The sequence below is a fragment of the Brachybacterium vulturis genome (assembly GCF_002407185.1).
Taxonomy (GTDB): Bacteria; Actinomycetota; Actinomycetes; order Actinomycetales; family Dermabacteraceae; genus Brachybacterium; species Brachybacterium vulturis.
The window spans coordinates 2421828-2444418 of the sequence record NZ_CP023563.1 but is presented as its reverse complement, the minus strand read 5'-3'; the positions used below and the strand labels follow the sequence as shown (position 1 = coordinate 2444418).

General features: G+C 72.1%; 22 protein-coding genes. 9 read left to right on the top strand and 13 right to left on the bottom strand.

Annotated elements, in window-relative coordinates; all coding sequences use genetic code 11:
- Window positions 1-38: 38 nt before the first annotated feature.
- Window positions 39-878, bottom strand: a complete 840-nt coding sequence (locus CFK38_RS11035) for a TrmH family RNA methyltransferase (RefSeq protein WP_096803113.1) — start codon at window positions 876-878, stop codon at window positions 39-41.
- Window positions 879-885: 7 nt separating this feature from the next.
- A complete protein-coding gene (locus CFK38_RS11030) occupies window positions 886-1680 on the bottom strand; it encodes an ABC transporter ATP-binding protein (RefSeq protein ID WP_096803112.1) in 795 nt (264 codons plus the stop codon).
- 101 nt (window positions 1681-1781) lie between these two features.
- Between CFK38_RS11030 and CFK38_RS11025 the strand changes: the two genes are divergently transcribed.
- Both CFK38_RS11025 and CFK38_RS11020 read left to right on the top strand, forming a co-directional pair.
- On the top strand, window positions 1782-3296 hold the full coding sequence (locus CFK38_RS11025) for an RNB domain-containing ribonuclease (protein ID WP_096803111.1): 1515 nt from the start codon (window positions 1782-1784) through the stop codon (window positions 3294-3296).
- Entirely contained in the window at window positions 3293-4078 is a 786-nt protein-coding gene (locus CFK38_RS11020) for a hypothetical protein (protein ID WP_096803110.1), read from the top strand. The genes CFK38_RS11025 and CFK38_RS11020 overlap by 4 nt, the downstream gene beginning before the upstream one ends.
- A gap of 31 nt (window positions 4079-4109) precedes the next feature.
- Here CFK38_RS11020 and glgA read toward each other — a convergent pair whose 3' ends face one another.
- Window positions 4110-5303, bottom strand: coding sequence for a glycogen synthase (gene glgA / locus CFK38_RS11015; protein WP_096803109.1), 1194 nt, complete (start codon window positions 5301-5303; stop codon window positions 4110-4112).
- 113 nt (window positions 5304-5416) lie between these two features.
- Between glgA and glgC the strand changes: the two genes are divergently transcribed.
- Window positions 5417-6658, top strand: coding sequence for a glucose-1-phosphate adenylyltransferase (gene glgC / locus CFK38_RS11010; protein WP_096803108.1), 1242 nt, complete (start codon window positions 5417-5419; stop codon window positions 6656-6658).
- Entirely contained in the window at window positions 6655-7323 is a 669-nt protein-coding gene (serB, locus tag CFK38_RS11005; protein WP_096803107.1) for a phosphoserine phosphatase SerB, read from the top strand. The genes glgC and serB overlap by 4 nt, the downstream gene beginning before the upstream one ends.
- 22 nt (window positions 7324-7345) lie before the next feature.
- On the opposite strand, the gene CFK38_RS11000 is transcribed toward serB, so the two are convergent.
- Together CFK38_RS11000 and CFK38_RS10995 are read right to left on the bottom strand one after the other, a co-directional pair.
- A complete protein-coding gene (locus CFK38_RS11000; RefSeq protein ID WP_245851008.1) occupies window positions 7346-7834 on the bottom strand; it encodes a SixA phosphatase family protein in 489 nt (162 codons plus the stop codon).
- 84 nt (window positions 7835-7918) lie between these two features.
- On the bottom strand, window positions 7919-8644 hold the full coding sequence (locus CFK38_RS10995) for a beta-ketoacyl-ACP reductase (RefSeq protein ID WP_096803105.1): 726 nt from the start codon (window positions 8642-8644) through the stop codon (window positions 7919-7921).
- Window positions 8645-8828: 184 nt separating this feature from the next.
- Between CFK38_RS10995 and CFK38_RS10990 the strand changes: the two genes are divergently transcribed.
- From CFK38_RS10990 to CFK38_RS10970, 5 genes are all read left to right on the top strand, one after another.
- Window positions 8829-10511 (top strand): hypothetical protein, encoded by a 1683-nt coding sequence (locus CFK38_RS10990; RefSeq protein WP_096803104.1) that lies wholly within the window; start codon window positions 8829-8831, stop codon window positions 10509-10511.
- Window positions 10508-11020 carry a hypothetical protein gene (locus CFK38_RS10985; RefSeq protein ID WP_096803103.1) on the top strand — a complete coding sequence of 171 codons (513 nt, stop codon included), beginning with the start codon at window positions 10508-10510 and terminating at the stop codon, window positions 11018-11020. Before CFK38_RS10990 ends, CFK38_RS10985 begins: the two co-directional genes overlap by 4 nt.
- The gene (locus CFK38_RS10980; RefSeq protein WP_096803102.1) at window positions 11017-11973 is read left to right on the top strand and encodes an SURF1 family cytochrome oxidase biogenesis protein; all 957 of its coding nucleotides are present in this window, start codon (window positions 11017-11019) and stop codon (window positions 11971-11973) included. Before CFK38_RS10985 ends, CFK38_RS10980 begins: the two co-directional genes overlap by 4 nt.
- A complete protein-coding gene (locus CFK38_RS10975; RefSeq protein WP_096803101.1) occupies window positions 11945-12757 on the top strand; it encodes a glycerophosphodiester phosphodiesterase family protein in 813 nt (270 codons plus the stop codon). The genes CFK38_RS10980 and CFK38_RS10975 overlap by 29 nt, the downstream gene beginning before the upstream one ends.
- Window positions 12758-12925: 168 nt before the next feature.
- Window positions 12926-13276: an RNA polymerase-binding protein RbpA gene (locus CFK38_RS10970; RefSeq protein ID WP_096803100.1), complete on the top strand. Its 351-nt coding sequence runs from the start codon at window positions 12926-12928 to the stop codon at window positions 13274-13276.
- A 78-nt stretch (window positions 13277-13354) separates the two neighbouring features.
- Here CFK38_RS10970 and CFK38_RS10965 read toward each other — a convergent pair whose 3' ends face one another.
- The 8 genes from CFK38_RS10965 to tatA all read right to left on the bottom strand — a co-directional run bounded on the left by CFK38_RS10965 (window position 13355) and on the right by tatA (window position 22511).
- The gene (locus tag CFK38_RS10965; RefSeq protein WP_096803099.1) at window positions 13355-13927 is read right to left on the bottom strand and encodes an FxsA family protein; all 573 of its coding nucleotides are present in this window, start codon (window positions 13925-13927) and stop codon (window positions 13355-13357) included.
- A gap of 36 nt (window positions 13928-13963) precedes the next feature.
- The gene (locus tag CFK38_RS10960) at window positions 13964-14719 is read right to left on the bottom strand and encodes a polyprenol monophosphomannose synthase (protein WP_096803098.1); all 756 of its coding nucleotides are present in this window, start codon (window positions 14717-14719) and stop codon (window positions 13964-13966) included.
- Window position 14720: 1 nt separating this feature from the next.
- A complete protein-coding gene (gene lnt / locus CFK38_RS10955; RefSeq protein WP_096803097.1) occupies window positions 14721-16370 on the bottom strand; it encodes an apolipoprotein N-acyltransferase in 1650 nt (549 codons plus the stop codon).
- Window positions 16367-17185, bottom strand: a complete 819-nt coding sequence (locus CFK38_RS10950; protein ID WP_245851006.1) for a hypothetical protein — start codon at window positions 17183-17185, stop codon at window positions 16367-16369. Before CFK38_RS10950 ends, lnt begins: the two co-directional genes overlap by 4 nt.
- A 35-nt stretch (window positions 17186-17220) precedes the next feature.
- Window positions 17221-20175: a DEAD/DEAH box helicase gene (locus CFK38_RS10945; RefSeq protein WP_096803096.1), complete on the bottom strand. Its 2955-nt coding sequence runs from the start codon at window positions 20173-20175 to the stop codon at window positions 17221-17223.
- A complete protein-coding gene (locus tag CFK38_RS10940; protein ID WP_096803095.1) occupies window positions 20172-21131 on the bottom strand; it encodes a diacylglycerol/lipid kinase family protein in 960 nt (319 codons plus the stop codon). The genes CFK38_RS10945 and CFK38_RS10940 overlap by 4 nt, the downstream gene beginning before the upstream one ends.
- Window positions 21128-22039, bottom strand: coding sequence for a twin-arginine translocase subunit TatC (gene tatC, locus CFK38_RS10935; RefSeq protein ID WP_245851004.1), 912 nt, complete (start codon window positions 22037-22039; stop codon window positions 21128-21130). Before tatC ends, CFK38_RS10940 begins: the two co-directional genes overlap by 4 nt.
- A gap of 100 nt (window positions 22040-22139) precedes the next feature.
- The gene (tatA, locus tag CFK38_RS10930; RefSeq protein WP_096803093.1) at window positions 22140-22511 is read right to left on the bottom strand and encodes a Sec-independent protein translocase subunit TatA; all 372 of its coding nucleotides are present in this window, start codon (window positions 22509-22511) and stop codon (window positions 22140-22142) included.
- Window positions 22512-22591 lie beyond the last annotated feature (80 nt).

Sequence of the window (22591 nt, the reverse complement as noted above, 5' to 3'; positions counted from 1 at the left end):
GCCCCGCGGGACCGGCCCCCGGGACCGGCCCCGATGGCTCAGGCTGCGCTGAGCGCCGCCCGTCGCTGCCAGAACACCACGGCGCTCGCCGCGGCGACGTTCAGGGAGTCCACTCCCCCGGCCATCGGGATCACCACGTGCTGGTCGACCGCGCCGAGGGTGGCGGGCTTCAACCCGTGACCTTCGGCGCCGAGCACGAAGGCGACCTTCCTCTCGGGGCGGAGATCGAGTGCGTCCAGTGCGACCGCACCCTCGCTCAGCGCCATGGCGAGCACATCGAAACCGGCCTCGTGCAGCAGGTCCACGCCGGCCGACGGCCAGGCCTCCAGCCGCGTCCACGGCACCTGGAACACCGTGCCCATGGAGACCCGGATGGAGCGCCGGTACAGCGGGTCCGCGCACTGCGGGGTCACCAGCACCGCGTCGACACCGAGGGCCGCGGCCGAGCGGAACATGGCGCCGACGTTGGTGTGGTCCACGATGTCCTCGATCACCGCGACGGTGCGGGCCCCGCGCAGCACCTCGGGCACCGAGGGGAGCTGCGGCCGCTGCATCGCCGCGAGCGCGCCGCGATGCAGGTGGAAGCCGGTGAGCTGCTCGAGCAGCGGCTCCGCGCCGACGAACACCGGCACCTCGGGGAACTGCTCGTACAGCGGCGCGAACTTCGCCAGCCACTTCTCGCTCATGAGGAAGGACCGCGGCGCCATGCCGGCGTCCATCGCGCGGGAGATCACCTCGAAGCTCTCGGCCATGAACAGCCCGCGCTCCACCTCCACACGGGAGCGCAGCCGCACATCGGTCATGCGCAGGTAGTCGTCAAGCGCCGGGTCCGAGAGGTCGGTGACCTCGGTGATCTGCCGCAGCTGCGGGCTGTCCACCAGAGCGTCAGTTCAGCGAGAGCGAGCGGGCGGTGAAGCGCTCCCCGCGCTGCTCGACCACCAGCGGCAGTCCGAAGGTGCGGGTGAGGTTCTGGGAGGTGAGGGTCTCGCCGATCGGGCCGGCGGCGACCACGGCGCCCTCGCGCAGCAGCGCGACATGGGTGTAGCCGGGCGGGATCTCCTCGACGTGGTGGGTCACCAGCACGGTGACCGGGGTCGCGGGGTCCTTCGCGAGCCGGCCCAGGGTGCGCACCAGCGACTCGCGGCCGCCCAGGTCCAGGCCGGCGGCGGGCTCGTCCAGCAGCAGCAGCTCGGGATCGGTCATCAGGGCGCGGGCGGCGAGCACGCGCTTGCGCTCGCCGGTGGACAGGGTGCCGAACATGCGGTCTGCGAGATCACCGACCCCGAAGGCGGCCAGCAGGGTGCGGGCACGGTCCAGGTCCAGCTGGTCGTACTCCTCGCGCCAGCGCCCGATGACGCCGTACCCGGCGGTGACCACGACGTTCTCCGCGGTCTCCTGGGCCGGGACGGTATCGGCGAGCTCCTGGCTGGCCAGGCCGATCAGCGGGCGCAGCTCGAAGATGTCGACCTTGCCGAGCTGCTCGCCGAGGATGTGCACCGTGCCGCTGGTGGGGTGCATGCGGGCGGAGAGCAGGCGCACCAGGGTGGACTTCCCGGCACCGTTGGGGCCGAGGACCGCCCAGCGCTCCCCCTCTCCCACCTCGAGGGACACCGCGTCGAGGATCGCGGCTCCGCTGCGGCGGACGGTGACATCGTTCAGGGCTGCTGCTGCGACGGACATGGCTGTGAGCCTATCGGTTCCCCGGCCGCGATCCGGCCCACTTCAGCATGGCGCCACCCATAGACTGACCGGGCCCGAAGCACCGCGCTCAGGAGGTTCCCGTGCTGCGTCGTCCCGTCTCCCTGCACGCGCCACGAGGCTCGGTCGCCGCCGACGAGCTCCGCGCCGGCATCGACGCCCTGCTCGAGGATCATGACGGAGGCGCGCCGCTTCAGTTCCCGCCGGAGGTGCTCGCCGCCGCGGAGAGCGCGGCCGCCCGTGCGACGTCCGTCCAGGACCGCACCGACCGCACCGAGGTCCCCTTCGTGACCCTGGATCCGGAGACCTCCACGGACCTCGACCAGGCGATGCACCTCGAGCGCACCGACGGCGGGTACCGGGTGCTGTACGCGATCGCGGACGTGCCGTGGTTCGTCGACCTCGACGGACCGATCGACCAGGAGGCGCGCCGTCGCGGCGAGACGCTCTACCTGCCGGACCGCCGTATCCCGCTGCATCCCGAGGTGCTCTCCGAAGGGGTCGCCTCGCTGCTGCCGGACCAGCCCACCCCTGCCTTCGTGTGGGTGCTCGACCTCGACGCAGCCGGTGACGTGGTCGGCATCGACCTGGAGCGGGCCCAGGTGCGCTCGGTCGAGAAGCTCGCCTACGACCGGGTGCAGGCGGAGCTCGACCGGGGCGAGGGCCATCCGATGATGCTCCTGCTGCAGGAGATCGGGGCGCTGCGCACCGCGCTCGAGGCACGGCGCGGCGGGGCGAGCCTGAACGTGCCCGAGCAGGAGGTGGTCGCCGACAACGGGCAGGTGCACCTGCAGTGGCGTCGGCCCAACCCGATCGAGGACGCCAACGCCCAGATCTCCCTGATGACCGGGATGGCCGCGGCGCAGCTGATGCTCGAGCACGGCGCCGGGATCCTGCGCACCATGCCTCCCGCGGAGCAGACGGCGGTGGACCGCTTCCGCCGTCAGGCCGCGGCGCTCGGCAATCCCTGGCCCCTCGAGCAGACCTACGGCGCCTTCCTGCGCTCGCTGGACTGGCGCGACCCGGTGCACCTGGCCCTGCTGAACCAGGCCACCTCGCTGTTCCGAGGTGCCTCGTACGCCGCGTTCACCACAGCGGACGAGGTGCCCGAGGATCCGGAGCAGTCCGCGATCGCCGCACCCTACGCCCACACCACCGCGCCGCTGCGTCGCCTGGTGGACCGCTTCGTGCTGCTCATCTGTCACGCGCACGTCAGCGGGGTCGGGCCCGCCCCGGAGCTGCTGGCCTCCCTCGCGGCGATCCCGGAGGCGATGCAGGCCACCGGTGCGCGGGCCGGGAACCTCGAGCGTGCGGCGCTCGAACTGGTCGAGTCCATGGCGCTCGGGACCTGGGAGGGCGAGATCTTCGAGGCCTCGGTCATCGAGCGGCGCGAGGCGACCGGTTCCGGGAACGGGGACGGCGCCCCCACCCGCGTCGAGGTGCAGCTGAGCGATCCGCCGGTCACCGCGTGGGTGCCGATGGATGCGGTGGTCGGCGAGGTGGTCAGGGTGCGGCTGGAGTCCGTGGACCGGGCGGCCCGGCGGGCGGAGTTCGTCGCGGCCGACGGGGAGGCGCCGGTGAACGGGGGCGCGGCGTGAGCGAGGCGGCTGCCGGCCGCGACCTCGTCGCGCTCCCCCGCGCGGCGGTGCTGATGCTGTGGAGCGCCGCCTACCTGCGCGGCGACCTCGGCCCCGATGACGCCGCCCAGATGAGCTACGGGGTGGGACGCTCCGGCCCCAGCGGGCAGGGCGAGGACCTGTTCGAGTGGATGACCTCGCTGCGACAGCTGCCGCTCGCGCAGCTGCGCCTGGTGCTGCCCGTCCCCGGGCGGCTGGCCGGGCTGGTGGGCCCGCCCGCGGCGATCGGTCCTGCGCTGGAGGCGGAGCAGGCGATCGTGGTGACCGCCGCCGGGATCGCCGACCACACCCTGATCCCCGTGATCACCCCGGTCCCGCACGAGGAGCGGCCGCTCAGCGCCATCACCTGGCGGAAGGTTCCCGCGCCGGTCGGGGCGCAGGTGCCGCCGACGGCGAGCTCCGGCAGCGCCCGGGAGGAGCTGCTGCACGCGCTGCGACGCACCGCCGGAGGGAGCGTGGATCTCGATCTGGTGCCCGAGGAGCCCGTCGAGCCGGCGCGCATCCCGGCCACCTGGATCTCGACCGCGCTCCCGCGACACCTCGAGCCGTCCGCCTCGCACCTGCTGGTGCTCGCCTCACGGACCCTGCTGCTCACCCGGGCGGAGATCGAGGAGGGCCACGGCCACACCGCAGCTCTGGCCGAGGCTCTCACGCGTCGCGGACTGCTGGACGAGCTGCACGAGGCGGCCCGCAGCGCCCTCGTCGAGACGGTCGAGCGGATCGTCGCGGCGGAGACCGGCTGAGGACGGACGTACTCCGCCGCTCCCGCAGGGCTCAGGACTGCTGGGCCATCACCGTGCGGTAGACCTCCAGGGTGCGCTCGGCGATCGAGGTCCAGGAGAAGTGCTCGGCCGCGCGGCGACGGGACGCCTCGCCCATCTGCTGCGCCCGTGCCGGGTCGGAGACCATCTTCACCAGCGCATCCCGGGTGTCCGCGATGAACTTCTCGGGGTCCACCGGGGTGCCGGTGCCGTCGGTGAGCTGCTCGAGCGGGACCAGGTAGCCGGTCTCCCCGTCGGCGACGACCTCGGGGATGCCGCCGGTGGCGGAGGCGACCACGGGGGTGCCGCAGGCCATGGCCTCGAGGTTCACGATCCCCAGCGGCTCGTAGATGCTCGGGCACGCGAAGGCGGTGGCCTGGGTGAGGATCTGGGTGAGCTCGTGCCGGGGCAGCATCTCGGTGATCAGGTGCACATTCCCGCGGGTCGTCGACAGCTCCTCGACCAGCGTGTTCACCTCCTGCGCGATCTCCGGGGTGTCCGGAGCCCCGGCGCACAGCACCACCTGGTACTCCTCAGGCAGCTCGCGCACCGCTCGCAGGAAGTACGGCAGCCCCTTCTGGCGGGTGATGCGGCCGACGAACACGATCGTGGGCGCCTCGGGGTCGATGCCCCGGGAGGTCAGCGCCGAGGTCTCCGGGTTCGGGGACCACTGCTCGATGTCGATGCCGTTGTGGACCACGTGGACCTTGTCCGGATTCACAGCGGGGTAGGCCCGCAGGATGTCCTCGCGCATCCCGGCGGAGACCGCGATGACACCCGCGGCGCCTTCGTACGCGGTGCGCTCGGCGAAGGAGCTCACCGCGTAGCCGCCGCCGAGCTGCTCGGCCTTCCACGGTCGCAGCGGCTCGAGGGAATGGGCGGACAGGACGTGCGGGATGCCGTGCAGCAGGGACCCCAGGTGGCCGGCGAAGTTCGCGTACCAGGTGTGGGAGTGGAGCAGGTCGGCGCCGGCGCAGTCCGCGGCGATCAGCAGATCTGTGCCGAGGGTGGACAGCGCCGCGTTGGAGCCCTCGAGCTCGGCGGGCGTGGAGTACGAGAAGGTGCCCTCCTCCTCGCGGTCGGCGCCGAAGGCGCGCACCCGCACGTCGATGTGCCCGCGCAGCACCTTCGTCAGCTCGGCGACATGGACTCCGGCGCCGCCGTAGACCTCGGGCGGATACTCCTTGGTGAGCAGATCGACACGCATATCCGGCTCCTCCTCCTTCTGCGGCAGCTGTTCCAGCGGCGTCTCGGATCCTTCTGCCGTCCGAATGGGCGAACGGCGCGTGACGAGTGCCACGTCTGGACTATCCTCGCACCATGTGGTCCAAAAAGGTTCTCGCCATCGTCCTCGCCGGCGGTGAGGGGAAGCGTCTGATTCCGCTGACCCTCGATCGGGCCAAGCCCGCAGTGCCGTTCGGCGGCATCTACCGCCTCATCGACTTCGCCCTGTCGAATCTCGCCAACTCCGGCTATCTCCGAATCGTCGTCCTCACCCAGTACAAGTCGCACTCGCTGGACAAGCACATCGCCCAGACCTGGCGCATGAGCTCGCTGCTGGGCAACTACGTCGCGCCCGTCCCGGCGCAGCAGCGCATGGGCAAGCACTGGTTCCGCGGCAGCGCCGACGCTATCGCCCAGTCGCTGAACCTGATCTACGACGAGAATCCCGAATACGTCATGGTGGTCGGCGCCGACAACATCTACCGCATGGACTTCTCGCAGATGCTGGAGGCCCATATCGAGTCGGGGAAGTCCTGCACCGTCGCCGCGATCCGGCAGCCGATCGAGATGTCCGACCAGTTCGGCGTGATCGAGACCGATCCGTCGGACCCCACCACGATCAAGGCCTTCGTGGAGAAGCCGACGGAGACCGCCGGACTGGCCGACGACCCGAGCTCGATCCTCGCCTCGATGGGCAACTACATCTTCACCGCCGATGCCCTGGTCGAGGCCGTCACCCGGGATGCGGGGGACGACTCCTCCAAGCACGACATGGGCGGGGACATCGTCCCCTCCTTCGTCGCGCAGCAGGATGCCGCGGTCTACGACTTCATCCACAACGACGTGCCCGGCTCCACCGATCGCGATCGGGACTACTGGCGGGACGTCGGCACCCTGGACGCGTTCTACGAGGCGCACATGGATCTGATCTCGATCCATCCCGTCTTCAACCTCTACAACGACGAGTGGCCCACCTTCACCGGGCATCGCAACGCGCCCCCGGCGAAATTCGTGCATGCGGGGCCCGGGCGTGTCGGCTCCGCGGTCGACTCCGTCATCTCCCCCGGCGTGGTCATCTCCGGTGCCCAGGTCTCGAACTCCGTGCTCTCCCCGGGCGTCCGCATCAACTCCTGGTCGAACGTCTCCGATTCGGTGCTGATGGACGACGTGACCGTGGGCCGCCACTGCCAGATCCATCGGGCGATCATCGACAAGTCCGTGGTGGTGCCGCCGCGCACCCAGATCGGACTGGACGCGGAGAAGGATCGCGCCCGCGGCTGGGTGGTCACCGAGTCCGGCATCACGGTGCTCGGCAAGGGCACGGTCATCACGCCGTGACGGTGCAGCGGCCGGTCCCGGCGACCGGGCTGCTGGTCTCCGACGTCGACTCGACCTTCCTCACCCAGGAGGTGATCGAGCTGGTCGCCGAGCATGCCGGGGTGCGCGACCAGGTCGAGGAGATCACCACCGCCGCCATGCGCGGCGAGCTGGACTTCGCCCAGTCGCTGCGCGCCCGGGTGGCGCTGCTGGCGGGCTTGGAGGAGTCCGTGCTCGCCGAGGTGCGGGCCGTGCTGGTGCCGACGCCGGGAGCCCTGGAGCTGGTGCGTCGTGCGAAGGAAGCCGGCTGGGTGACCGCGCTGGTCTCCGGGGGGTTCCACGAGGTGATCGACGAGCTCGCCGCCCAGGTGGGGATCGACCACGTGCGCGCCAACCGCTTCGAGATCGTCCAGGGCCGCTTCACCGGGAGGGTGACGGGTCCGATCATCGACGGCGCCGCGAAGCGGCGCACCCTCGAGGAGCTCGCACGGCGTCACGGCGTCCCCGCCGCACGGATCGTCGCCATGGGCGATGGGGCCAATGATCGCGAGATGCTCGCCGCCGCCGGGACCGGGATCGCCTTCCGGGCCAAGCCGGCGCTGCGGGAGGTCGCCGACGTGGTCATCGACGGGCCCTCGCTGCTGGAGGCCTGGCCGCGTCTCGAGGCGGCAGCAGCGCACCGCTGAGCCCGCTGACGCGGGCGTCCGTTCAGGGGCGGACGATGGTGTGCAGCGTCAGCGAGGCCTCCTCGAGGCTCCTCCAGCCCTCCAGAGACCCCGAGAGCACCGCCATCGCACCGGTGGGCATCCCGATCCGGGCCTGGGCGACCGCACCCGCCTCGGAGTCGTCCGCGGCCAGCAGCGAGGTGAGGGTGGAGATCGTCGGCTCGTGGCCGACCACCATCACCACCGGGTGATCGGCTTCCACGCCGTGCACCAGGGCCAGCACATCGGCTGCCCCACCGGAGTAGATCTCCTCATGGAAGGAGACCTCGCCGTCGAACCCCGGCATCGCCGCAGCCGTGGCCTCCCAGGTCTGGATGGTCCGCACGGCGTCGGAGACCAGCACCCGGGAGAGCTGCACGTTCTGCGCGTCGAGGTACTCCCCCACCAGCTGTGCCTGGGTCAGTCCCCGATCGGCCAGCGCGCGTTCGTGGTCCGGCCGGCCGGAACCGCTCTCCGCCTTGCCGTGACGCATCAGGAGCAGCAGACGACTGTCAGGGTCGGAAGATGACATCGGGTTGGGTTCACGCCTTACGTCGGAAGTGGTGCGAGGACTGGGTCAGTGTCCCATGCCGAGACCGCCGTCGACGGGGATCACCGCACCGGAGATGTAGGCGGCATCATCGCTCGCGAGGAAGGTGACCGCCTTGGCGACCTCGACGGGGTCGGCGAAGCGACCGGCCGGGATGGCCTTGCGATAGGTGTCCTGGAGCTCCTCCGGCAGGGCCTGGGTCATCTCGGTGTCGATGTAGCCGGGGGCGACCACGTTCGCCGTGATGCCGCGGGAGCCGAGCTCGCGGGTGAGCGCGCGGGCGATGCCGATCAGACCGGACTTGGAGGCGGCGTAGTTGACCTGGCCGGGAGAGCCGTACAGCCCCACCACGGAGCTGATGAGCACGATGCGGCCCTTCTTCGCGCGCATCATCGACTTGATGACCCGCTTCACGGTGCGGAAGGCACCGGTGAGATTGGTGTCCAGCACCTTCTCGAAGGAGTCGTCGCTCATCCTCAGCAGCAGCTGGTCGTCGGTGATCCCGGCATTGGCGACCAGCACCTCGATCGGTCCGTGCGCCTGCTCGACGGTCCTGATCGCGGCATCGAGGCTGTCGCCGTCGGTGACGTCCGCGGCCACGGTGAGCGCACCCTCCGGGCCGCCCACGCCGGACCTGCTGGTGACGGCCACCTTGTGCCCGCAGCGGAGGAACTCCTCGGCGATCGAGCGGCCGATGCCCCGATTCCCTCCGGTGATCAGGACACTGCGCGGCTCGGTGATGGCGTCGGTCATGCGAACTCCTGGGTGAGTGATCGGGGTGAGTGATCCGTGAGGCCTTGATCGGTCTCGAGGGACGATGTCAGAGCACAGGGCTGACGCCTCGACGCAGCCCTGTGCTCTACGATACGTGGCGAGAGAGTGTCGGGATCCGAGGGGGAGCCCGTCCATCCCACATCGCCCCGGAAGGTGCTACCCGATGGCTTACCGCTTCAACCCTCCGCCGAACTGGCCGATCGAGGATGCGGGCTGGAGCCCGCCTCCCGGATGGCAGCCCGATCCGTCCTGGGGACCGGCACCGGAGGGGTGGAACTTCTGGGTGGCCGAGGAGCAGCCGCCCGCTGCTCCGGCCCGGTCCGACGTGCCGGCTCAGTCCGACGTGCCGGCCCAGTCCGAGGCACAGGCTGCGGCCGCCGCCGAGGAGGATGCCACCCGGGTGGTCTCCACCGGCCCGCGCGACGAGGCCGCCGAGCCCACGGAACCGGCAGCATCGCAGGCACCGGCCGGTCAGTACGGGACGACGGATCCCTATGGAGCGGCGGCGCAGCGGGCGGACGCACCGTCTGCTCAGGACTCCCCCGGCCACCGGGCGGCCGCGACGGAGGGCGTCGCGGCTGGTGACGGTGCCGCTGACGACGACGCCACCCATGTCGCAGGCTCGGGCCAGCACGCTGCCGGGACCGGCCCGCAGGAGGGCCAGGCCGGCGACGGCGCCCCGCAGACGGCCGAGTACCAGGGCCCCGATCTGGAGGCCGACCTCGCACAGCAGGCCCCCTACGAGTCCGCAGCACCTGCTGCCGGTGCCGCGCACGACGCTCCCGCAGCGCAGGACGGACAGCACGGCGAGGACTCCGGTGCCGCCGCGGCCGGTGGCATGGCCGCAGGTGCCGCCGCAGCTCATAGTGCCGGGGACTCCGCTCAGCAGCCCACCGGCCAGGCAGCCGCCGCGCCGGGCTACGGCCAGGCCTCTCCCGCTCCCGGCTACGGCCAGGCCTCCCCGGCCCCCGGCTACGGCCAGGCCTCTCCCGCCCCCGGCTACGGCCAGGCCTCTCCCGCCCCCGGCTATGGCCAGGCGTCGCCCTCGGGCTACACGGGCCAGGGCTCCGCTGCGGACTACCCGGCCGCGGGATACGGGCAGGCCTCCCCCGGCGTCGACTCCGGCTCCCACTGGACGGCCTCGACCGGCGCCGGCGAACCGCCCCAGAAGGGCTTCCTCCGGCGTTTCTGGTGGCTCGGCTGCCTGCTCATCCTGCTGCTCGTGCTGATCCTGCTGATCGCCGGTGGCATCTGGCTGTTCACTCGCGACGGCGACAGGGAAGCCGGTGGCGGTGGCCAGACCACCACCAGCCAGGAACAGACCACCGGTGATGAGACCACCGAGGCCGCCACCTCCGCGGAGGAGGAGCCCACCGAGGAACAGCCCACCGAGGAGGAGACCACCGAGGAGGAGCCGATCCCCACGGATCTGCCCACCATCGATCCCTCGGCCGAGGCCACGGAGGTCGTGGGCTCGGACGGCAGCGGCACCCTGGCCGTGCACATGACCTATGTGCCTGCGACGGAGCTCGAGACGACGTACGGCACCGTCGAGGAGCCCACGAACGGCGAGGAATACCTCGTGCTCACCGCCAAGATGACCGTCGAGGAGGGCATGATGAGCTTCAATCCCGCGCAGTTCGACGTCATCACGCCCTACGGTGGTGCGGTCTCGCGCTCCTCCGAGAGCTACTCCCTGAAGGGCGCCGGCACCGGTGGTCCCCTGGAGTTCAGCGCGGGTGAGGAGTACACGTTCCGGATCATCTTCGATGTCAAGCGCGCCGAGGGCCTCACCCTCCAGTTCGACGCCTACGTCGACCAGTACCGGTGGGACGTTCCTGCGTGACCCAGGGCCGGAGCTTCAACCCGCCGCCGAACTGGCCGGAGCCGCCGCACGACGGCTGGATCCCGCCGGCCGGCTTCAGCCCCGGGCGCTCCTGGGGGCCGGTCCCGGCCGGGTGGAGGCTCTGGTCGTCGGCCACGCCCGAGGGGCGCGGGTCGGCACCGCTGCAGGCCTCTGAGGACGTCCCGGCCAGCGGGGCCCGGCCGCGCCGTCGGGTCGACCGCTACCCCGTGGCCGTCCTCAACCCCGGCATGTGGGCGGACAACCACCTCGAGAGCGAGGACTACGGCTTCCCGCCCGCAGCGCCCCGCACGGACCGCCCCCGCCTGCGCCTCGGCGTGACCATCGCGGTCACGGCGCTGGGCTTCGTGCTCGCCGCCGCCACCGCGCTCATGTTCGTCATGATCGTGGACTTCGGGATCGAGGACCTCGCCGGGGTGCTCGACGGTGCCGCCGGGCACCTGGACGCCGCCGCAGCCGGAGCCGGGGCCGGCTCACCGGTCCACGGATGAGGACGACCTCCTCCCGTCGCGAGATCCTGCTGAGCCGCGAGACCCTGCTGGGTCTGGTCGCCGTGCTGGTGCTCGCAGCGGCCTGCGTGCTGCTGGGCCTGTGGCAGTTCGGCCGCTATGAGGACCGTGCGGAGCAGGCCGCGGTGATCGAGTCCCACTACGACGCCGCCCCCGTGGCCCTCGACGAGGTGCTGCCGGACATCGAGACTCCGCTGCCCGTGAGCGACGAATGGACCCCGGTCGAGCTGCACGGCAGCTACTGCACGAGCGATGACTGCGTGCTCTACGTGCGCAACCGGCAGCTCTCGGGCCGGGTGGGCTTCTGGCAGCTGGTGCCCTTCCGTGCCCAGGACGGCGCCACCGTGCTGGTGGTGCGCGGCTGGGTGCCCTCGGTCAGCGGCACCTCCCAGCCGGCCGATCCGGCCCCGGTGCCCGAGGGCGAGATGACCGTCACCGTCCGGCTGCGCCCCGCCGAGCCGGTGCTGGACCGCGAACCACCGCCGGGGCAGACCCATTCGGTCAACCCCCGCCAATCCGCCGAGCTGATGGGCATATCGACCCAGGAGCTGGTCACCGGCGCCTACGGGGAGCTGGCCGCAGAGGAACCGCCCGGGGTGCGGCCCACCGCGCTGCCCTATCCCGACACCTCGCTCGGCCCGCACCTGTCCTATGCGTTCCAGTGGTGGGTCTTCGCGCTCTTCTTCCCCGCCGCGCTGATCTACCGCACCCGCCGCCAGTTCCAGGACCTCGCGGCCGAGGAGCAGCAGGCCGCAGAAGCGGACACCTCGCCGCGCGGCGGCCCCGGCACGGCCCCCGGCGAGGACGGCCCCCCGCCCGCGGCGCGGCCCGCCCGTCGCACCGCAGATCATCGTCCCCGACGCGCCGTCCGCACCCGGCGCCGGGGCCAGGACGAGGAGGAAGAAGATGCACTCATCGACGAGCAGCGGCCCTGAGCGAGGACGGGCGTCCCGCTCCCGGTTCCTCCCCGGCCCCCGCCCGCGTCGCATCGCCCATCGCGGGCTCGCGACCGACGGGGCCGAGAACACCCTGCGCGCCTTCGAGGACGCGCTGCGGGCCGGCGCCGACATGCTCGAGACCGACACCCGCGCCACGCGTGACGGGCTCGCCCTCGCGGTCCATGACGAGGACCTCCGACGCATCGCCGGGGATCCTCGCCGGATCGCTGAGCTCAGCGCTCACGAGGCGGGCTCCGTGCGGCTGGCCGGCGACGAGCCGCTGGCCATGCTCGAGGACGTCCTGGGCACCTTCGGCGACGTGCCGGTCAACATCGACATCAAGGCCGCCTCGGCCATCGGCCCCGCGGTCGCGGCGATCAGCCGCACCCGCAGCGCCGACCGGGTGTGCGTGGCCGGCTTCGACGGGGATGTGGTCCGCAAGACCCTCGCGACACTCCACGCCGCCACCGGCGTCACCGCGATGCGCAGTCCCTCGCGCGGAGCGATCGGCAGCTTCCTCGCGGCCCGTGCGGTCGAGGCCCCGCAGGCCGTGATCTCCCGGCTCCTCGCCCCCTACGGCGCGCTCCAGGTCCCCGAGGCCCACCGCGGTGTGCAGATCGTCACCATGGCCAACATCGCCGCCGCTCACCGGGCGGGCTGCGAGGTGCATGTGTGGACCGTCGATGACCCGCGGACCATGCAGGAGCTGCTGGTCAAGGGCGTGGATGGTATCATCACCAATCGTGTCGATCTGCTCTCACAGCTGCTCGACGGCGCCTGAGAACCAGCGCTCTGCCGGGACCGGTCACCGGTGCCGGGAACAGAATCGGTCCCGCCGGCGTTGACAGCACCGGGTATCGCCGACGCGCCACCCACAGACCTCACCCGCCACAGATCCCACCGGACGGCCCGCCGTCCGACACCACCCCCGGCAGGAAGCGAGAACCGTATGAACAGCCGCAGCCTGCGAGGCACCCGACTGGGCTCCCTCTCCATGGAGACCGACGAGGGCGTCCTCGCCGCACCGCGCCAGGAGGCCGTCTACGACTGCCCCAACGGCCACACCATCGTCCTCCCCTTCTCGGTCGAGGCCGACGTCCCCGCCACCTGGGTGTGCCGCTGCAACGCCTCCGCGCTGCTGCGTGACCACGAGCGGCCGGAGGCGAAGGTCGGCAAGCCCGTGCGCACCCACTGGGACATGCTGCTCGAGCGTCGCAGCGAGGAGGACCTCCAGGTGCTCCTGGACCAGCGCCTCGAGCTGCTGCGCGCCGGCAAGCTCCATCAGCGCCGCAACCTCTGACCAGCTCCTCCGAACAGCGCCCCCGCTGCCGCCTCTCGGCGGAGCGGGGGCGCTCGTGCTGTGGGACGCGCCCGGTGATCAGTCCTGGATCAGGGTGGGCGGGGAGTCCTCGCCCCGGCCTCGCGGCTCGTTGTCGAGGATGATCTCACCGTCGATCACGCCGGTGCCGGAGCGGCGGTAGAGCACGGTCCGTGCCCCCGCGGCGCCGCTGCCCAGGCCCATCGCCTTCACGGAGCGCCGCTGGACGGGGGTCAGCAGCAGCACGACCCCGATGAGATCGGTGAGGATGCCGGGGAAGAAGAAGAACAGCGCGGCCACCAGGGTGAACGCGGGCCGCGAGAGGTGGTCCTGGACGTCGCCGCGGCCGCTCACCGCCCGCAGCAGGGAGCGCAGGCGCACGAACGACTGCTGACCGGCGGCGACCAGCAGAGCGATCCCGATCACCCACCCGACGGCGATGGCCAGCACCGCCCACCACAGGCTGGTGCTGATCCCGATGAGCACCAGGATCGTGAGCTCGACCAGGCCCAGCACGACGACCAGGACGGGCCCCAGCGAGCCCCATCGCGAGCCGCGGCGTGAGGCGGGAGTCCCCGCCGGGGTGGTGGGGCGCGACGAAGCGCCCTGGCTGGAGGGCTGCTGTGCGGTCACGAATGCTCCCTTCCTGGGGCGTCGGATGGGTCCAGGCTAGCGCAGGGCCTTGCGAAGGCCCTGGGTGCGACGTGTCAGTCCCCAGGACGTCACCTTCACCAGCGCCTCCCGCACGATGCGTCCGGACATCTTGCTCGCGCCCGCAGTGCGTTCGTCGAAATCGATCGGGACCTCGGCGATCGCGGCGCCCAGATCCCGGGCCCGGCGGGTCATGTCGATCTGGAAGCAGTAGCCCTGGGAGGCGATGTCCGTGGCGATCAGCTGCGCGAGCAGCTCGGCACGGAAGACCCGGTACCCGGCGGTCGCATCACAGACGCCGAGGCCGAGCAGCGCGCGGACGTACAGGTTCGCGCCGCGGGAGAGCAGCAGGCGGTGCAGCGGCCAGTCGTGCACCGCTCCGCGCGCCACCCAGCGCGAGCCGATCGCCAGGTCGGCGCCGCGCCGCACCGCCTCGAGCAGACGGGGCAGCTGCTCCGGGCGGTGGGAGGCATCGGCGTCCATCTCCGCCAGCTGCCGGTAGCCGCGCTCGAGGCCCCAGGCGAAGCCCGCGAGGTAGGCCGGTCCCAGACCCTGCTTCCCGGCCCGGTGGAGCACGTGCACGGCCGGGTCCTTCGCCGCGACGGAGTCCGCCCAGTCACCGGTCCCGTCCGGCGAGGAGTCGTCGACCACCAGGACGTCGGCCGTCGGCACCGCCGCGCGCAGGCGCGCGAGCGTGCCGGGCAGCGCCTCCCGCTCGTCGTAGGTGGGGATCACCACGAGAGTGGGCGGCAGGGGGGCGTTGGACGGATGCACGTCAGTCTCCTCGGCGGCGGCGGCGGCGGGTGGTGGTGCGGGCGAGGGCCCGACGCTCGCCGCCCAGTGCGGCGAGCAGGCCCACAGCGCCGACGGCGCTGAGCCCGATGGCGATCCAGGGCCCGGCGGCGACCGCAGGGGTGATGCCGGTGCGCAGCGGGACATCGGCCAGCAGCGCCCCCTGCTCCCAGTGATCGATGAAATCGATCCGTCGGCCGGTGGGGCCGTAGATCGCCGAATGCCCGACGGTGGAGATGTGCACCACGCTGCGACCGGACATCACGGCCATCACCTTGGCCTGGGCGAGCTGCTGGATGGCTTCGTGGGAGTCGCCGAACAGGGCATTGTTGGACTGGACCACGATCACTTCGGCGCCGCCCTCGACCACGTCGTGGACCAGGGAGTCGTAGGCGATCTCGAAGCAGATGAGGATCCCGACCCGGTCCTGCCCCTGTCCCAGGGCGTCGAGATCCATCACCCCGACCTCCTCGCCCGGAATCATGTCGAGGGAGACCAGATCGACCTTGTCGGAGAGCCGGCTGAACAGTCCCCGCATCGGGATGTACTCGCCGAAGGGCACCGGATGGCGCTTGGAGTACGCGTACGGGGAGGTGTGCTCGGGGGTCAGCAGCACCGATTGGTTCAGGCGCTCCTCCTCCCCCACCCGCACCTGGGTGCCGACGAGGAGCGGGGCGTCGGCTTCCGCCGCGACCCCCGTCAGCTGCCGCGCCAGCTGCGGGTCCTGCCGCGGGTCCCAGCCCGTGGAGTCCTCGGGCCAGACGATCAGGTCCAGCTGGATGCCGTTCTGGTCGGTCCGCTCGAGCACGTCGCGGGTGACGGCGAGATGGTTGGCGAAGACGTCCTCGGGCATGGTGTACGAGACCGGGTCGATGGCGCTCATCGAGCCCTGGATCGCGGCCACCGTCATCGTGGGCCGGTTCACCGGAGCCCGGTTCACCGGATGCGGTACCACGACGGTGGCCAGCACCGCGGCGACCGCGATCGCGAACGGCCACACGCCCGAGAAGCCGGTGAAGCCGCGGCGGCGGCGTCCCAGCACGGCGAGGGCACCGAACAGGAGCAGCTGGCCCAGCAGGGCGACGACGAACCCGAGCCCGGCGATGCCGATCCAGGGGGCGAGATGCAGCAGCGGGGAGTCCGCGAGGGCGAAGGCGCTCGCGCCCCACGGCAGGCCTCCCCAGGGGGCGCTGCTGCGCAGGGCCTCGAGCGCCACCCACAGCGCGGAGACGACGATCGCGCTGGTCAGGCACAATCCCCGGCGCACCATCACGGTGCGGGCCAGCAGACCGAAGACCACGATGTACAGCGCCTCGAACACGCCGAGCGCGATCCAGGGCGTGGCCCCGGCATAGGTGCTGGCCCACGCGGTGAGGGGGACGAACAGCGCCAGCCCCCACAGCAGCGAGACCAGGGCGGCGAGCCAGAGGGAGCGCACCAGGAGACCGGCGCCGAGCAGGGCGATCGCAACCGGCAGCAGCATCCAGAGGTCATAGGGCGGGAAGGCCAGCAGGGCGCAGGCTCCGCCCCCCGCCCCGCACAGCAGCGCGACCGGCCACGGGGTGGGGTCGAACTCGTCGCGGGCCCTCGCCGAGCGCCGACGGGTCCCCGCCGCCGCAGCGGTCGCCGTCACGCCTCGGCCCGCCCGCGGGGAGCGTCCGCGAGGCGGTCATGGAGGATCCTGCCCTCCACCACGGTGCGCAGCGCGCGCGGGGTGCCCTGGTCGAGATCCGGCAGCAGCGGCGTGCGCGAGCGCGGATCGGTGGACCAGCTGTCCACGCGCTCGGCGCGGGACTGCACGGTGAGGTCCCAGGGCTCCCAGAGCACGAAGGTGGCGGGCAGGCCCGTCTGCAGGCTGCCGGGGTGACGGTTCCCGGCGACCCGCTGACCGCCGCGGGTGGCGGCGAGGAAGGCGGCGCGGTCGCTGATCCGCTGCTCGGCCGGGCTGGTGCGAGCGGCACCGCGCACCCAGTCCCAGGGATCGGCGGACTCGGGCACCCCCGCGGAGCCGAAGGCGAGCGGGGTCCCCTCGGTGACCAGGTCCAGGTAGTCCGCGCTCTCGGTGACCGGGGCGATGATCCGCACGCCCTCCCGCTCCCCGGTGGGGCCGGGCAGGCGCAGCACGATGCCCCGGGCGGCGGCGTCCGTGGCGGTGGCCGGGTCCGGGTCCTCGCCGTCCGCGGTGGCGGCGGCGTCGACGAAACCGGGCGTGACCAGGCAGCCGGTGGCATCGATGCGCTGGACGTCTCCGTGGAGCATGCGGCCGGTGTCCTCCGGGCCGGTCCAGGCGATCAGCCCGTCGGCGACCAGCATGGCGGAGGCCTCGGGGTCCTTGGCGCTGTACAGCACGATGCCCGTGTAGAGCGTCGGGGGCGCGATCCGGCCCGCGGCGTCGTGCGGGTCGGCGGTGTCTGCGGCGGCGTTCGCGAAGGTGTCTTTCTGGCTCACGGTCCCCAGCCTCTCGCGTTCTCCTGGGAGAAAGCTCAGCGGTCGATCTCCTGTGCCACCAGGCCCCGGCGCACGGCACGGATGGACTGCCGGGCCACCGGGCCGAGCTCCTCGTCGGCGGTGAGCTGATCGAGCAGGTCGATGACCTGTCGGCAGTGGCGCACGAAGTCCCCGGGCGGCAGGTCGTTGCCCTCGAGCGCCGCGGCCAGGTGCGCGCCCCGCGCCCAGCGGTGGACGATCGCGGCGATCGCCGGATCCGGAGCGGTGGTCGGGGTGATGCCGTGGCGGGCCTCGGCGGACTGCAGCGCGGCGGCCAGACGCATCGAGGCCGCGAGCGCGGCGTCGACAGCGGGATCGGGGATCAGCTCGGGAGCACGGTCGTCGCGGCGGGTCTCATGGACCGCGGCGGAGACCACGGCCGCCAGCCCGGCGGGATCCAGACCCGTCCAGGCGCCGTGCTCGAGGCATTGCGCGATGAGCAGGTCGCGGTCGCTGAACAGCCGCCGCAGCCGCAGCCCGCTGGCGGTGGGGTGCAGCTCCTCGCCCTCGGGGCCCGCGGGCGCGAGATAGCCGAGCTCGCTCAGCAGATCGGTGAGGCGGTCGAACTGCCGGGCCAGGGAGCTGGTGCGGCCGCGGATGCGCCGCTGGACGCCCTCGAGCTCCCCGCGGGACTTCCGCCACCGGCCCACCCAGCGCAGATGGGACTCGAGATCGGGGCAGGCGGCGCAGGGATGCGCGGCGAGCTGCTCGCGCAGGGCGAGCAGCTGCTCGTCGGTGGCGGCGGTCGACGGGCTGCGACCGGCGCGGCGACGCACCTCGGCACGAGCATCGTCGTCCTGCCCCGCCAGGCGCTGACGCAGGGCGGCGGCGGTGTCCTTGCGCACCCTGCCGCTGCCGAGCGAGTCCTGGCGCGGGAGCCGCAGCGTGTCGATGACGGCGGGTGGGGAGGGCACGTCCCCGGGGCGGAGGCTGCGCCGGCGTCCCTCGGTGTCCAGCAGGTCCACCTGCGGGCCGCCGAGCACCGCACGGTCGACCTCCAGCACCACCGCATAGCCGCGGCGCTTCCCGCCGGGCAGGGCGATCACCTCGCCGCGGCGGAGGTCGCCGAGCACGCTGCGGGTGCGGTCCCGGTCCCGCTCGGCCCGGGCCCGGGAGAGGGCCTTCTCCCGGTCGGTGAGCGCCTCCTGGAGCCGTGCGTACTCCAGCAGGTCCCCGCGGTCGCAGGTGACCGCGGCACGGTAGTCGTCGGCGGTGTCCTCCAGCTCGCGGGCGCGACGGGCCAGGCCCACCACGGAACGGTCGGCCTGGAACTGGGCGAAGCTGGTCTCGAGGGTCTCCCGGGCGCGGGAGAGGTCGAAGCGGTCCAGCAGGTTCACGGCCATGTTCGGGGTGGGCCGGAAGGCGGAGCGCAGCGGGTAGGTGCGCTTGGAGGCGAGGGAGGCGACGGCCGGGGCATCGAAGCGCGGACCGGCGAGCACCACGGCGTGACCCTCGGTGTCGATGCCGCGGCGGCCCGCCCGGCCGGTGAGCTGCGTGAACTCCCCCGGTGTGAGGTCCGCGTGATCGACGCCGTTGAACTTCACCAGCTTCTCGAGCACCACGGAGCGGGCGGGCATGTTGATCCCCAGCGCCAGCGTCTCGGTGGCGAAGACCACCTTGATCAGGCCTCGGGCGAACAGCGCCTCGACGACGCTCTTCAGCAGCGGGAGCATCCCGGCGTGATGGGCGGCGAAGCCGTCCAGCGCGGCCCGCCGGAAGGTGTCCAGCGAGAGCACCTCCTCGTCCTCGATGCCGATGCCTCCGAGCTGCTCGTCCAGCACCGCGCGGATCTCCCGGCGCTCGCGGTCGTCGGTCAGGCGCAGCCGGGCCCGCGCGCACTGCTGCACCGCGCCGTCGCAGCCGGCGCGGGAGAAGATGAACATGATGGCGGGCAGCAGCGCGGCATCGTCCAGCAGCTCCACGACGTCCGGCCGCCGCGGCGGGCGCAGGGCACCGCCGGATCGGTCCCCGTGGCGGTGCGGTCCGGCTCCCGGGCCACCTCCCCCGCTCCGCTCGCCCCTGCCGCTGTCGCCGCCGCCCTCGTACGGGCCGCGGCCCTTGCGCAGGTGCGGCGGACGGTGCTGGCCGGAGCCGCGGGGGCGGTGCCTGCCGCCGGTGCCCTTGCGCCCCCGGTATCCCCTGCCCCGGGCACCACCGGTGCGCTCATCGACCGGGAGGGAGAAGGAGGTGACGCGCTCGATCTCAGGATTGACCCGGCGGTCCCCGCGCGCCCCGGGGCCCTGGGAGACCACCGCCTCCCCGTCGGCGTCGACGAACAGGTCCAGCAGCTCGTCGCCGACCACGACGTGCTGCCACAGCGGCACCGGCCGGGTCTCGGAGACGATGATCTCGGTGCTGCCGCGGACCTCCTGCAGCCAGGCGCCGAACTCCTCGGCGTTGGACACGGTCGCGGACAGCGAGACCAGCCGCACCGAGCCGTGCAGGTGGATGATGACCTCCTCCCACACCGGGCCGCGCATCCGATCGGCGAGGTAGTGCACCTCGTCCATCACCACGAAGCCCAGCCCGACCAGCAGGTCCGAATCGGCGTACAGCATGTTGCGCAGCACCTCGGTGGTCATCACCACCACCTCGGCCTCGGGACGGATCGAGGTGTCCCCGGTGAGCAGTCCCACCCGGTCCGCACCCAGCCAGTCGACCAGCTCGCCGAACTTCTGGTTCGACAGGGCCTTGATCGGGGCGGTGTAGAAGACCTTGTGCCCGCGGGCCAGGGCCAGGTGCACGGCGAACTCGCCCACCACGGTCTTGCCGGCTCCGGTGGGTGCGGCGACCAGCACGGAGCTGCCCCCCTCGAGGGCGCGGCCGGCCGCGAGCTGGAAATCGTCCAGGGTGAAGGGATAGCGGGCGGTGAAGGCCGTGAGCTCGACAGCGGCGCGTTCCTGCTCCGCCTCCGTCTTCCATCGCGCGTAGCGTTCCGCGGGTGAGGTCACTGCGAGTCCTTGGGATCGGCGGTCATCGACCCTGACGGCTCCGCGAGCAGACGGACGGCGCCGGGCAGCACGCGGGCGGTCAGCGGCAGCAGCTCGCGCGGCTCCCCGTCAGCGTAGGCGCGCAGCATCCGCCCGTGGCGGAGGCCGATGGTGAGCTGCTCGACGGGGCGGATGTCGACGGCGGACAGCGAGGTGTGGGTGCCGGCGAAGACCCGGGGGAACAGACGCAGCAGCTGCCGACGGCCGATGCCGGAGACGGTGGCGAGCTCGAGCACCCCGTCGTCGATGCGGGCGTCCGGCACCATCCGCATCCCGCGGCCGAACATTCCCGTATTGCACAGGGTCAGCACCGTCGCGTCCAGCTCGATCCGGTCGCCGCCGTCGATCTCCATCCAGAACGGCAGGGGCGTGAACGCGCGCAGCTCGCGCAGCACGGCGGTGGTGTACCGGACGGTGTGCCCGGACCGGGCCCGGTTCGCACGCGCGTTGACCAGGGCGTCGAAGCCGAGGTTCAGGTTGCCGAGGGCGAGGGAGCGATGTCCCGGCCCGGAGTGCCCGGCGGCGGTGATCTCGATCGCATCGACGCTCACCACCGGCCGGGACAGCGCGTGCAGCAGTGCCCGCGTGGAGCTCTCCGGGTCGTTGACGGCCAGCCCGAGCGAGCGGGCGAAGTCGTTGCCGCTGCCGACCGGGACCACGCCGAGGCGCACCGGGCTGCCGGCGACGATCTCGGCACCGAGCGAGACGGTGCCGTCCCCGCCCACGACCACCAGGGCGGTCAGCGAGTCGCGGATGTCCTCCGCGCGCGCCCGGGCCACGGCGGCCGACGGGCCCGAGAGGTCGACCACGGAGATCCCGGCCAGGCGCAGGAGGTGATCCACCTGCCGGCCGATGCGGTGAGCGGTCCCCTGTGCCGCCGTCGGGTTCGCGAGCAGGCCCACCCGGAGCCTGCTCACCGCCGGTCCTCGTCAGTGTCGTCCAGACGCGACGGCCCCTCGACCTTCTCCACCTCGTCATCGATGCTGCTCGCTTCATCGTCCGCGAGGTCGGCGTCGCCGGAACGGCGACCCACGCGGCGGTCGTGGAGCAGTGCGATGACGATCGCGCCGAAGAAGAGGCTGGCGATCGCGGCGGACATCGCGATCAGGGTCACCGGCTCGGGGGTCGGGACCATGACCGCGGTGAAGGCGAAGCTGAGGAAGATGATCCAGCGCCATGCCTTGAGCATCGCCTTGCCGCTGACCAGGCCCATGAAGTTCAGCAGCACCATCACCACCGGGATCACGAAGGCGACGCCGAAGGCGAGCATCGTCTTGATCAGCAGTGCCAGGTACTGGTCGTAGGGGATGATCTGGGAGGTCGAGCCCTCGGTGGGGGTGAAGCTCATCAGCACCGGCACCAGCTGGTTCACGGCCCAGTAGCCGGCGAGGCAGCCGAGGAAGAACAGCGGGATCGCGGTGCCGAAGAAGCCGATCGCGTACTTGCGCTCGTTCTTGTGCAGACCCGGCATCACGAACAGCCAGATCTGCGCGATGATCATCGGCGAGGACAGGATCAGGCCGATGTAGGCGGCCATCTGCAGCTTGACGTTCAGACCCTGGCCGACGCCCTGGAAGTTGATCAGCGCCTGGAGGTCGGAGTCCTCTCCGGCGGCCTCGATCGGCGCCTTGACGGCCTCGAACACCCAGGGGAACAGGAACCAGCCACCGATCGAGAGCAGCAGCACGGTGATCGCGCTGATCATCAGCCGGTTGCGCAGCTCGACCAGGTGCTCGCCGAGGGACATGCGTCCCTCGGGATCCCGGCCCGGCCTCGTCACGGGCTTCGCCTCGGCCGGCCCGCGTCCCTGCGTATCACTCGCCACGGATCTGCTTCCTCCCAGCGCTCCGGGCCCGATCGATCACTGGACCGGGTCCGTCGTCGAGGGCGCGGTGCGCGCCCAGATGCTCGGTCGCGACGCCGTCTCAGTCGCGACGGTAGGAGTCGTCGTCATCGCGGGACCGGATCGGCTCGCGGTCGTGATCGCGGTCATCGCGGGGGTCGTACTCGCGGTCATCGCGCGCGCGGCGATCGTCGCGATCGTCGCGGGTATCGCGGGCATCGCCCTCGCGGCGGTCGTCACGTGAGCGCGAGGAGCGGGACGGGCGGTCGAGCTCCTCGTCCTCATCGGCCTCGGCGGGCTTGTCGTCACCGCGGAGCTCCTCGACCTCGCTCTTGAAGATGCGCATCGACTTGCCCATGTTGCGGGCGAGACCCGGGAGCTTGTTGGCTCCGAACAGGAGGATCACCAGCACGATCAGCAGGACGATTGCCCAGGGGTTGCGGAAGAAGTTCATGGAAGTACCTTTCAAAAGCGCCATGACACAGCGCGGGCACCCCTATCATCCCACAGCGGACGGGGCGCCGAACGAACCGC